The 13,733-nt window shown below is 30.5% G+C and carries 9 protein-coding genes; all 9 read right to left on the bottom strand.

Annotation, left to right across the window (positions count from 1 at the left end; translation table 11 throughout):
- Positions 1-269 precede the first annotated feature (269 nt).
- A complete protein-coding gene (lysS, locus tag CLOBL_RS24705) occupies positions 270-1,775 on the bottom strand; it encodes a lysine--tRNA ligase (protein WP_009167769.1) in 1,506 nt (501 codons plus the stop codon).
- A 13-nt stretch (positions 1,776-1,788) separates the two neighbouring features.
- On the bottom strand, positions 1,789-2,271 hold the full coding sequence (greA, locus tag CLOBL_RS24700) for a transcription elongation factor GreA (protein WP_009167768.1): 483 nt from the start codon (positions 2,269-2,271) through the stop codon (positions 1,789-1,791).
- Between the two features lie 530 nt (positions 2,272-2,801).
- A complete protein-coding gene (gene dusB, locus CLOBL_RS24695; protein WP_077861433.1) occupies positions 2,802-3,767 on the bottom strand; it encodes a tRNA dihydrouridine synthase DusB in 966 nt (321 codons plus the stop codon).
- 28 nt (positions 3,768-3,795) lie between these two features.
- Positions 3,796-4,596: a type III pantothenate kinase gene (locus CLOBL_RS24690; RefSeq protein ID WP_009167766.1), complete on the bottom strand. Its 801-nt coding sequence runs from the start codon at positions 4,594-4,596 to the stop codon at positions 3,796-3,798.
- A gap of 140 nt (positions 4,597-4,736) precedes the next feature.
- Positions 4,737-6,407 (bottom strand): formate--tetrahydrofolate ligase, encoded by a 1,671-nt coding sequence (locus CLOBL_RS24685; RefSeq protein WP_009167765.1) that lies wholly within the window; start codon positions 6,405-6,407, stop codon positions 4,737-4,739.
- Positions 6,408-6,685: 278 nt separating this feature from the next.
- The gene (gene ftsH, locus CLOBL_RS24680; RefSeq protein WP_009167764.1) at positions 6,686-8,494 is read right to left on the bottom strand and encodes an ATP-dependent zinc metalloprotease FtsH; all 1,809 of its coding nucleotides are present in this window, start codon (positions 8,492-8,494) and stop codon (positions 6,686-6,688) included.
- Positions 8,495-8,567: 73 nt separating this feature from the next.
- Entirely contained in the window at positions 8,568-9,107 is a 540-nt protein-coding gene (gene hpt / locus CLOBL_RS24675; protein WP_077861432.1) for a hypoxanthine phosphoribosyltransferase, read from the bottom strand.
- Between the two features lies 1 nt (position 9,108).
- Positions 9,109-10,515 (bottom strand): tRNA lysidine(34) synthetase TilS, encoded by a 1,407-nt coding sequence (gene tilS / locus CLOBL_RS24670; protein ID WP_077861431.1) that lies wholly within the window; start codon positions 10,513-10,515, stop codon positions 9,109-9,111.
- 296 nt (positions 10,516-10,811) lie between these two features.
- On the bottom strand, positions 10,812-13,199 hold the full coding sequence (gene spoIIE, locus CLOBL_RS24665; RefSeq protein ID WP_077861430.1) for a stage II sporulation protein E: 2,388 nt from the start codon (positions 13,197-13,199) through the stop codon (positions 10,812-10,814).
- Between the last annotated feature and the right edge of the window lie 534 nt (positions 13,200-13,733).

Genomic DNA, 13,733 nt, shown 5'->3' with positions numbered 1-13,733 from the left:
TCCACCATTGAGCTATCGCGGAACGTCATTACTTAATCTATTATATCAGCTTTTTGAAATTATGCAAGCGTTTTTAATAGATTTATAATTAATTATTTTAGGTAACATATTTTATAATTGCTAAAACTAAATTGTTTATAGTCAGTAAGATATGAAATAAACTCAAGTAAGCATATTATAACAATACAGAATAAGAAGGTTCATGCCATACTCAACCAGGAGCACACATGAACCTTTTTACTCTGTATCTAAACTTTTAAAAATCTATATTACTTTTGTGGTCTCATTGTCGGGAATAGTATAACGTCTCTAATTGATGCTGAATCAGTTAAGAACATTATAAGTCTGTCTATACCCATTCCCATTCCACCTGTAGGCGGCATACCTGTTTCAAGAGCACTCATGAACTGCTCATCTAATAAATATGCTTCATCATCACCTAATTCTCTTTCCTTAGCTTGTTGCTCAAATCTTTGTCTTTGAACTATTGGATCATTTAATTCTGAATATGCATTGCAAAGTTCTCTACCAAATACAAATCCTTCAAATCTTTCAGTAAATTCTGGATTTCCTCTTTTCTTTTTTGTAAGAGGTGATATTTCAACTGGATAATCCATTACAAATGTAGGTTGAATCATATTAGCTTCACCAAATTCTTCATATAAAGCATTTAATACATCACCTTTTGTAACTGTCTCTAAAGGCTTAGCAAATTCTAAATGCTTTTCTTTAGCTATAGCTTGAGCTTCTTCATTTGACTTAATTTCATTAAAGTCTACACCTGCATGTTCTTTAACAACATCTACCATAGTTACTCTTCTCCATGGTGGAGCAAAGTCTATTTCTGTTCCTTGATAAGTAACTTTAGTTGTTCCATTTATTTTTTCACAAATATATGCAACCATATTTTCTGTTATTTCCATCATATCATTATAATCTGAGTATGCTTCATATAATTCAATTGCAGTAAATTCTGGATTATGTCTTACGTCCATACCTTCATTTCTGAAATTTCTACCTATTTCATATACTTTTTCAAAGCCGGCAACTATTAGTCTCTTAAGATATAATTCAGTTGCAATTCTTAAATACATATCCATATCTAAAGTATTGTGATGAGTTATAAATGGTCTTGCAGCAGCACCTCCTGCTATTGGGGAAAGAATTGGAGTTTCTACTTCTAAAAATCCTTTATTATCCAAGAATTCTCTCATTGCAGATATAATCTTACTTCTCTTTATAAATGTAGTTTTTACTTCCGGATTAGTAATTATATCTACTTCTCTTTGTCTATATCTTAAATCTGGATCCTTTAATCCATGCCACTTTTCTGGAAGTGGTTTTAAGGATTTACAAATCAATTCAAAAGTATTAGCATTTACTGTTACTTCTTCTGTTTTTGTTTTGAATACTTCTCCAGTTACTGCTACCCAATCTCCTAAATCAAGTGTCTTATATTGCTTTAAGTTTTCTTCCCCTACCTTATCTATTTTTAAGAATAATTGTATTTTCCCATCAATATCATGTATATCTGAAAAGACTACTTTTCCTTGACCTCTTTTAGACATTATTCTTCCTACAACAGTTACTTCCTTACCTTCTAACTCATCATAATTAGCTTTAACTTCTTCTGATGTATGAGTTCTATTAATTTTATAAACATCAAAAGGATCTTTCCCTGCATTCTGTAACTCTGTTAATTTAGCTCTTCGAAGTCCTTCTTGTTCACTGTATTGAGATTCTAACTCCTGCATACTCATTTCTTCTGTTGACATATTGTACCTCCAATTAACTTCTACTTATTTCTAAAATCTCAAACTTGTTCACTCCATCAGGAATTATTACTTCCACTATGTCACCAACTTTTTTCCCAACTAAGGCGTTACCAACCGGTGATTCGTTTGATATTTTAAAATTCATAGGATCTGCTTCCGCTGAACCCACTATTGAATATTCAACTTCTTCATCAAATTCATAATCTTTAACTTTAACTTTTGATCCAACTGATACAATATCACTTGGAATTTCAGATTCATCAACGACAACTGCATTCTTTAACATATTTTCTAATTGAATTATTCTTCCTTCTGTAAATGCTTGGTCGTTTTTAGCTTCATCATATTCAGAGTTTTCACTTAAGTCTCCATATCCTAAAGCAATTTTTATTTTTTCAGTTATTTCTTTTCTTTTTACAGTTTTTAAATATTCAAGTTCAGTTTCTAACTTTTTAACACCTTCATAAGTCATTACATATTGTTTTGATTGGCTCATATACTTTAACTCCCCTTTAAAACCTTATATATTTATTATTTTAATAATCGTATTCATTGAATTCATCTTAAATTAAGCATTACGCGAATCAATTTAGACAATCAATATTATTAAAATGTTGTACTTCAATAAAATAATTAAATTAAATTTTGAAATAGTGCAAAGTAAACTTTTAACCTCAAAATCATTTAACTAATTATAAATCAGCATATTTGATATGTCAATAAATCCTATCCTCAAGCAATTTATGCCGTTAAACTTTGATTTACCTTATAAAATTCACAACTGACTTAGGTTAAGTAACCCTATTAAATATATGTTATAAGATATATTTAATAGTAGTATATGCTGAAAAATTTTATTTACTTTATATAATATATATTGCAATATTAAAATTACATTTAGTATGGTTGTAAGTTAAGTAAATACTAGGATATAAATTTCAGAAAACTAACTGCAACATATATTACATTCTTCTGAATATTAATAATATGATAAAATCTCATAATTTATTCTAATATTATTTTGCTCTATATTTCTTCTTTATATTTTGTCAAAATTCTAATTACTTCTTCGCTGTCACTTTGGCTGTTAATTACATTCTTAATCTCTGCACTTCTTGGAAGCCCTTTTAAATACCATGAAGCATGTTTACGCATTTCTCTTATTGCCTTGAACTCTCCATCATATTTAAGTGCTAAAGCATAATGCTTGAGGCACATTTCAATTTTTTCCTTATTCGAAATTTCTTCTATTTGCTCACCCTTTAAGGCCTTCACTATCTGTTTGAATATCCATGGGTTTCCTTGACTTCCTCTTGCAACCATTATTCCATCGCAATTGGTTAGTTGCTTTAATTTAATAGCATCATTTGCTGAAAACACATCTCCATTTCCTATTACAGGAATAGAAACACTATCTTTAACCTTTTTTATTATATCCCAATCAGCAACTCCTTGATACATTTGTTTTCTAGTTCGTCCATGAACAGCAATTGCATCAACTCCTGCTTGTTCCATTCCCTTTGCAAATTCTACTGCATTGACATTGTCATCATCAAATCCCTTTCTAAACTTTACAGTAACAGGTTTTGTTGATACTTTTTTTATTGCCTTCACAATTTGATAAGCAAGGTCGGGTTCCATCATTAACGCAGATCCTTCTCCATTTTTAACAATTTTAGGTGCGGGACATCCCATATTTATATCAATAATACAAATATCTTCTCTACTATTTAAATATTTTTCACAGATATCAGCCATTATTTCTGGTTCTCTTCCAAATATCTGAGCCGCTACTGGTTTCTCTTCATCTGCAATTCTAAGTAAGGCCTGTGTGTTCTCGCTTCCGTAATATAAAGCTTTTGCGCTAACCATTTCAGTATAAACTAATCCACATCCCATTTCTTTACATAGTCCTCTGAATGATATATCTGTTACACCAGCCATTGGTGCCAAAAATATATTATTCTCAAAGGTCAAGTTTCCTATTTTCATCTAGAATGTACTCCTTGCTTTTTAATTCTTACTTTTCAGTATTCTCTACTTCATTATTTTTTTCATAAAGTAATTTTAATCCTTCCAATGTTAATTCTGAATCAACCTTGTCTATCACATCAGTTCCCTTAGCTATTAGATTAGCCAATCCACCTGTTGCTAATACAAAAGGTTCTTCTTTATATTTAGAATTTTTCATCTCTTTTTTCATCTTTTTAACTATATATTCAACTTGCCCAATATATCCAAATAAAATACCTGCCTGCATACTTGATACTGTGTTTTTACAAATCATATTTTTAGGCATTTCTAATTCTACCCTAGGAAGCTTAGCAGCTCTTTCAAATAAGGCATCTGCCGAAATTCTTATTCCTGGGCATATACATCCCCCAAGATAATCACCATTAGCTCTCACAGCACAAAAAGTTGTAGCTGTTCCAAAGTCTATTATTATTACTGACCTCTTATAAATTTCATATGCTGCAACAGCATTTACTATTCTATCAGCTCCAACTTCTTTAGGATTATCATATTTAATGTTTATTCCTGTTTTTATTCCTGGTCCAACTATTATAGGTTCATGACAAAAGCATTTTCTTAACATATTCTCTAAAGAATGCATTATATTGGGAACTACGGAAGAAACGATAACTCCAGTAATCTCTTTTGGATCAATGTTGTTTAAATTAAATAATTGCATAACCTGTATACTATACTCATCTGAAGTTTTATTTGCTTCACTTGAAATACGCCAACTAGCTATGTAACCTTTTCCATCATGTACTCCCAAAACAATATTAGTATTACCTGCATCAACAAGTAAGATCATAGAAAGCACCACCTTAATATAGTTAAATTAAAAGCAGCCCAAAGAGCTGCCTTAATTTAGAAATCCATTTAAAAATAACAATATAATTTTATCAATTTTAATTAATTTGTCAAGAGTTAAGGTGTATGAAAAAAATCATTTTAGAATAAGCCAATTATTTCTCCACTCTTTAGTACATCCATCTTATTTGCCGCTGGCACTTTTGGAAGTCCAGGCATAGTCATTATATCTCCAGTTTGAACTACTATAAAACCAGCTCCATTAGATACTCTCACTTCTTTGACTGTAATCTCAAATCCTTGTGGTCTACCTAAAAGATTAGGATTATCTGATAAAGAATATTGTGTTTTCGCCATACATATAGGTAATTTATCTAATTCAAATTTTTCTAACTCAGCAACTTGCTTCTTAGCTGCTGGTGTATAATTAACTTTATCAGCTCCGTAAATTTCCTTAGCAATAGTAAATATTTTTTCTTGTATAGACTCTTTCTCATTATAAATTGGTGCAAACTCAGCGTCATTGTTATCTAAAATGTCTAAGACAATATTTCCAAGTTCAATTCCACCTTCTCCACCTTTAGCCCATACATCACTTAACGCTACCTTAACACCTATTTTATTGCAAAAAGCTTTAATGAATTCTACCTCTTCATCGCTATCTGTAATAAACTTATTTATAGCTACCACAGGTGTAACTTTAAACTTTTTAATGTTTTCTATTTGTTTTTCTAAATTAGTTATTCCTTTTTCTAATGCATCCACATTCGGAGCATTTAGTTCACTTAATGCTATTCCACCATGGTGCTTTAATGCTCTTATTGTTGCAACTATAACAACACATTCTGGTTTTAAATTCCCATATCTACATTTAATATCAAAAAACTTTTCAGCTCCTAGATCAGCACCAAATCCTGCTTCTGTTACAGCTACTTCTCCAAGCTTTAATGCTAGTTTAGTTGCCATTATAGAATTACATCCATGTGCGATATTAGCAAATGGTCCTCCATGTATTAATGCTGGAGTATTTTCTAATGTTTGAACTAGATTAGGTTTAATTGCATCTTTCATCAATAATGCCATAGCACCTTGAACTTCTAATTCTTTAGCATAAACAGGATTTCCATCTAGATTATAAGCAATCACAATATTACCCATTCTTTCCTTCAAATCTTCTAAATCACTTGCTAAACATAATATAGCCATTATTTCTGATGCAACAGTTATATTGAATCCATCTTCTCTAACAAATCCATTAACTTTTCCACCCATTCCAACAACAATGTGTCTAAGTGCTCTATCGTTCATATCCATAACTCTTTTGAAAACTATTCTTCTTGAGTCAATTCTTAATACATTTCCTTGATGTATATGATTGTCTATTGCTGCACACAATAAATTATTAGCAGATGTAATTGCATGCATATCTCCTGTAAAATGAAGATTAATATCCTCCATCGGAACTACTTGTGCATATCCACCACCTGCAGCCCCCCCCTTAATTCCAAAAACTGGTCCTAATGATGGTTCTCTTAATGCTATTACAGCATTCTTACCAAGCTTATTTAACGCTTGCCCTAATCCTACCGTAACTGTTGATTTTCCTTCTCCTGCCGGAGTTGGATTTATAGCTGTTACTAAAACTAATTTTCCATCCTTATTATTTTTTACTTTATTATATACTTCCAATGATATTTTGCATTTATACTTTCCATAATATTCAATATCATCTTCACAAAGACCTAATTTCTCAGCTATATTTCTTATTGGCTCCATCTTTGCTTCTTGTGCAATTTGAATGTCACTTTTCATTTAAGCTTCCTCCTAATATTAACCAAAAATCATTTACTGTATTTACATTATATCATTTCGCTTTCTGCAATAAAAGTTATTTTCGAATAATTAATGCAAATTTAGTTTAAATATTCGTATTAATGTCGAATAAAATTTTTATAACTTCTCTACATATATTTTTAACCTTTATAAGATAAAAAATTCTAAACTCGAGAACTTATATTATTAAGAATATAAAAAATAATGCATTACATATAAAATATACATAATGCATTATCTAAACTACTCTGCAGCAGTTAATTATTTACAAATATTTCCTCAAACTCTTCTGAATCAAGTTTTTCTTTTTCAATTAAGGCCTGCGCAACTGCATGTAACTTATTCACATTTTCTTTCAATAAATTGCTTGCCTTATCATAAGCTTCGTCTATAAATCGCTTTATTTCCTTATCTATCTTTGAGCCTATCTCCTCACTAAAATCTCTTCCTTTTCCTAAGTCTCTTCCAAGGAAAACCTCATCATGACCTGGTGTATTATAAGATATAGCTCCAATTTCATCACTCATCCCATAATCCATCACCATGCTTCTAGCTATATGACTTGCTCTATCAATATCATTCTTAGCACCAGTACTTATATCTCCCATAATTAGCTTTTCAGCTACTCTTCCACCTAAAAGTCCAACCATTTCGTCTTCTAATTTTGATTTTGATGTATAAGAGGTATCTTCTTTAGGAAGATGCATTGTATATCCACCAGCTCTACCTCTTGGAATCACACTTATTTCATGTACCGGATCACAATTAGGAAGTAACCTCATAACCACCGCATGCCCAGCTTCATGATATGCAGTTAATTTTCTATCGTGTTCTGTTATTACCTTGCTTTTCTTTTCAGGTCCTGCAATTACTTTAGTTATCGCTTCTTCCATTTCAGCCATTGATATTTGTTTCTTCTCTCTTCTGACTGCAAGTAAAGCAGCTTCATTTGTTAGATTTTCCAAATCTGCCCCTGAAAATCCTGGTGTCCTTTTAGCAAGTACATCTAATCTTACATCTTCCTTAAGAGGTTTCTTCTTTGTGTGTACTTTAAGAATTTCTTCTCTTCCTTTTACATCAGGTGCTCCAACAATAATTTGTCTATCAAATCTTCCTGGTCTAAGCAGTGCTGGATCTAATATATCCGGTCTATTTGTAGCCGCTATCATTATGATGCCTTCATTTGCACCAAATCCATCCATTTCAACAAGAAGTTGATTCAAAGTTTGTTCTCTTTCATCATGTCCGCCGCCAAGTCCAGCGCCTCTTTGCCTTCCAACAGCATCAATTTCATCTATAAATACTATACAAGGAGAATTTTTCTTAGCTTCTTCAAACAAACTTCTAACTCTAGATGCACCAACACCAACAAACATCTCAACAAAATCTGAACCGGATATACTGAAGAATGGGACTCCTGCTTCTCCTGCTATAGCTTTTGCAAGTAATGTCTTTCCTGTTCCTGGAGGTCCAACTAACAACACTCCTTTAGGTATCCTTGCTCCCATTTGTATATATCTAGCTGGCAGCTTTAAGAAATCGACTATTTCTTCAAGTTCTGCCTTTTCTTCATCTGCACCAGCAATATCCTGGAATGTAACTGTTTGGGTATCAGGAGTTACCATTTTGGCTTTGCTCTTTCCAAAATTCATAACACCTCTTCCCCCACCTCCACTTTGGGACTGCTGTGTAAATATAAATAAAAATACAAAAACAAGCACTGCCATAAAACCAAACGGAATCAATGTTGCAATCCAAGTTCCATTATTAGATGGCTTATCAAAAACCACTGTAACATTTGATTTAGGCTGATTTTCTATTAGTGAACCAATAAGCTCACTAGGTGCATAAGTAATAAAAGTTTTATTGTCAGTAGTCTTTCCTTCTACTGTCATACTTTCTTCTTTAACGACGATACTCTCTATCTCATCTGCATTCCACTTTTGTACGAATGCGCTATATGCAATATCATTAGAACCTTTTCCTGTTTCCCACATAGTAACCGCTGCTAAAATTAGCATAACTGCACATACAATCCATACAGCTGCACTTGAATATTTTTTCATTCAAGGCCCCCCTCTCTCATCATATTTAAAATTTTATCATAGGAATATTCTTATTACAATAAGATTGCAGTTTCTATTTTTCATATATTTCCGGCTTCAATATTCCTATAAATGGTAAATTTCTGTACTTTTCAGCATAATCTATTCCATATCCTACTATAAATCCATCCGGAACTTCAAAACCAACATACTTAACTTTTAAATCAGAAATTCTTCTCGTTTGCTTATTTAAAAGCGATACTATTTCTATGCTATTAGCTTTTCTTGCTTCCAAGTATTTAAGCAAATATGTCAATGTAACTCCTGTATCAACAATATCTTCCACTACCAAAATATCCTTACCTTCAATACTATTATCTAAATCTTTTAAAATTCTTACAACTCCAGATGTTTCTGTAGAATTTCCATAACTAGATACTGCCATAAAGTCTATTTCACATGGTATTGATATGTTTTTTATTAATTCTGCAGCAAACAGCACTGATCCCTTTAAAATCCCCACTACAAGTAAATTCTTTCCTTTATAGTCCTTGCTTATTTCGCTCGCAAGCTCCTTAATTCTATTAGCCAAAACTTCCTCTGAAAATAATATCTCTTGTATATCTTGTTTCATATTAATATTCCTTTCTCTCAATAGCTACTTTTAATATATTTTTACTTTTATTTGTAAGTTTATATTCTTCTGATGTTCTAATTTCAATAATCCATGCAATCTTTTCATCAAAACATAAAATTGGAATATTATCTCTTTCTTCCTTAGGAATTTTCATATCAATAAAAATGTCTTTTAGTTTTTTATTTCCACTCATACCCAAAGGAATAATTCTATCTCCATCTCTCCTATATCTTACTGAAATGTTATTATTTATTTTATCAAAATCAAAATACTTTATCAGCTTATTTTCTTTCAGGTTTATTTTATCTTTATCATAATCCTTTATTACGTAAAATTTAATATTAAATCCATCAAAATTAACTGTAGTTTTATTTATATTATTCTTAATTAAAATTATTTCTTCTTTTTCATTTTTTATAGTACGTTTTTTTTCTTTGCTTTTTATGTATATATCTCCATAAATATTCTCAGCATAAATACCATTAGGCAAATCTACTATTTTCCCTGAATCATTTTTTGATAGATACAAAATTTTATATATATGTTTCATTTCAAAATCATAATCCGATTGCGAAAATTTAGTTATAGCATGCCTTAGAACTCTGTTAACAATTGCCTCTTCTTTCTTAAATATTTCCTTTTTTATTATAAAATAATCATCATATTCTATACAACAATTATTATATAAATCTAGAGCTAAATTTTCCAGAAATTCGTTATCTTTCTGCAATAGCACCGACATTCTGTTTAATGTTTGTATTATATCTCCATTAAAATTTTCTTTCATATATGGCAATATATCTAATCTTATTTTATTTCTATTATATGTTCTTTCAAAATTAGTCTTATCTATTCTAGGATATAAGTTTTTTAGTTTTATATACTCTTCAACTTCATTTCTGCTTAAGCACAAAATTGGTCTTATTATTTTGTTATCCCTAAATGCTTTAATTCCACCAAGACCTTCTAGTCCAGTTCCTCTCATAAGCCTAAACAAAATTGTTTCTGCTTGGTCATTAGCATTATGTGCAGTAGCAATCTTATTAAAACCCTCCTGATTTAAAATTTCATCAAAAAAATCGTACCTAACACTTCTTCCTGCCATCTCAGAAGAAAGCTTTTGTTCTTTAGCATACGCATTTATATCTACTCTCTTAGTGAAACACTTTATTCCCATTTCGTTACACATATCAATTACATATTCTTCGTCTCGTAACGCATCTTCTCCTCTTAAGAGATGATTTAAATGTGCTGCTGCTATGTCTATATTCAACTCTTCCTTTAATTCATATAAAATATTTAAAAGGCACATAGAATCCGGGCCTCCAGAAAGAGCTATTAAAATTTTATCTCCACTTTCTATTAAATTATTATCTTTGACATAAGATAGTACTTTTTTATACAAAAATAAACACTCCTATTTATTCATAACATTATATTAAATATAATACCGTATAATACATTTTACGTATATATATTTTACATATAAACATTATTCTTTAAAACTTGTAATATAATTTTTTAACATATTTTAAGTATACTTTGTAAATACTTATTTGCAAAATTTATTTTAATACGAAAACAATTAGATTATCCATTAAAACTATAAATAGCTGTTTCAAAACTAATTTATAAATTAAAATTCTGAAACAGCTCTTAATACTCTTTCTGTGGATAAAAATCATTGATAAAATTTATCTATTAACTTTCCAAATAAACTTTTGATACTACAACAGTCATATCGTCTTTAATGATACCATTACTTAATTGTTTTGCTCTTTCCAATATTTTTTCAGATAACTCTCTTGGATCCCCATTGACCTTCTTTAAATACTCTTCAACCCAAGTAGATTTTTCTGAATTTAATCTATCTATATCCAGTACCCCATCACTTACACTAATCAAAATATCACCTGGCCTTAATACTTCCTTTATAACCTCTACATCTACTTCATCTACAAGCCCAAAAGGTAAATTTTTTGAATTAACGGCCTTTACTTCACGCCCTCTCTTTATAAAACTAGGTGCTGCTCCTATCTTTATGAAAACTGTATTCCCTGTATATAAATCAACTTTTCCTAAATCCAATGTTGCATATTTTTCATCTTCTGCAAATCTCATCCCCATTATAGAGTTAACTGTATTTACTGTTATGTCTTCGTTAAATCCTGCTTCCATGAGCTTTTCCACCAGCTCCACGGTCGATTTGCTTTCTTCTCTTGCTTCCGGGCCAGATCCCATTCCATCACTTAATATTGTCATATACGTTCCAGTATCAGTTTTCCCAAAGGTATAGCTATCCCCTATTTCATACTCTCCACTTTTAGATTCTATAGCGCCATATGACACTATATAATATTTAGGTTTTTCCTCTAATGTAACAATATATTCGTTTGTCTTCGGGTTAACACTGCATCCATTATCTTCAATACAAAGTTTCATCCTTGTAGTATTATTTAATAAAGATATTATATTTTTTTCACAATAGTCAGAACCTTGATAGCTATCTATACTTATCCTAATTTTAGACCTCCCATTCTTATCTATATAACAAAAAATATCATTATAATGGATTAAATTTTTGTTTAATATTCGTTTTACAATTCTCTCCAACTCTGTATCTATACAAACTTCTCTTTTAAAGTCATCTAAAAGACGATCTAATGCACACGATATATTAGAGATATGAGTTGATATCATATTTCTGCCTTCCGCTAATCTCTCTTTTATAGCTTCACTTACATTGTAATTGTTAACAATTCCTTCCGTACACCTTAAAAGTGTAAAATTCTTAACACATTTCTTTTGTAAATCTATTGGCATAGCTAAGTTTCCATCTTCATAATTTTGTATTAACATTTGAAAGGAATTAAATGTCTGATGAAAATCCCTCTCCCAGCATATAAATTTATTTTCACAATTTGAACAACTCCTATCTGCTAAATTTTCTACTAGCGCACTTCCTTTCGATTTAATTAATAAACTTTCATTATCATTAGTACTTACTAAACATTTAGACATAGTAGTCAGTACATTGGTAAGTTCCTTTAACTTAAAGGTAAATTCCTCCTTTATTGAATTTAATTGAATTTCACCTAAGGATGCTTTTTTTCTATATGGATTTATCTCAACTTCAATACTTTTATATACAGGTTTTGGAATACACAAAAATAAGATAGAACCAGCTAAAACCTCAATTCCCAATTTTAATGTTACTGCATTAGAATATAATGCTAATGCAAAATAAATGATTATACCTGAAAGTATTGAAAATATTTTTCCTGTATCTTTAAATATACCAACTATGAGTCCTCCTACGCCGAAAAATGCTACGCTGTACATCATATCATTGGATGAAACTCCAAGCATTATTCCCATAGATACCCCAATCATAGCACCGTATGTTGCTCCTCCCACATAGGCTATTGTAAAAACTAATGTTAAGGCACATATATTTCTTATTGAATAATTGAATACATTGATATCTCCTATTCCAGAAACTAATAGACACAAAAGTATTCCTATACTGACTATTTCTTCTGAAGAAAAGAAATAATTAGTATTAATTTCATCTAAAGAATTTAACGCATATTTTATAACATAATATATTGGCACAACAATTAATGTTTGTATTAAACATAAAGTTATGTTTACTCCTAACTCATACTTATCAACTAAAAGACCATAGAGAAAAAAACTGCTCAAAATTATTATAAAACCAACTAATTCACTTTTCTTTCTCTTCGCTGACGAAACAAATACATAATATATTGTTATTAAAATCACGGCTATTAAATACACATATCTATCTGATAACAATTGGTTAATTGTTAGGTATCCTATAGCAATTCCAATTGCTGCGACAAAACCGTTTTTTCTATCTTCGCGCACTACAACCGCAATTAGATATGCTATTCCAATAGGAGCTATTCCAAGCCTGTCTAATTGATTTAACAGCAAGTTTACCCTTCCTAATAAAATTCCTGCCACTAAAATTACTCCTAACCTTACTACAGAAGCTTTTATCCAAGTTTTCCTTTTTACATTTATTACTTCTTTACACTTATTTACACTTAATCCATATTGCACACTAGCTCGCCTCGTTTCCAAATAATGTAATTTGATTATAGCACCCTAGTATTACGATAAATGTCATAAGATGTTTCTCATCTGATTTTTTCGTAGGACAACTTCATCTAAATTTCTCTAATATCTAATGATTTAATAGATTATTTTCCCTAGCTAAGATTTTACTTATAAATTTTAAGAAACAACGAAAGTCCACTCGTTGCTTAATTTTCTTTTCTTTTATTCAATTATTAATTTGTCGTTAATATTACTATATTAGAAATTTATATATAATTATTTATTGCATAATATCATAGACTTTGAATAGCTTGTTCAAATTATTCCCTAGTATCCTCAATTATTGTAATTACTTTCAAAGTTGCTGTGATTTCTACAAATCTATAACTAATTATCGATTCTAACTTTATAATTTATTCTTAATAATATCGAAACACAAAAAATATACAACAAAAAAGACTTAAGCATTTGCTTAAGTCTTTTGGTGCCGAAGACCGGAATCGAACCGGTACGGTGTTTAACCACCGCAGGATTTTA

The sequence above is a fragment of the Clostridium sp. BL-8 genome (assembly GCF_002006495.1).
GTDB lineage: Bacteria > Bacillota > Clostridia > Clostridiales > Clostridiaceae > Clostridium.
This window is presented reverse-complemented; position numbering and strand designations above follow the sequence as displayed.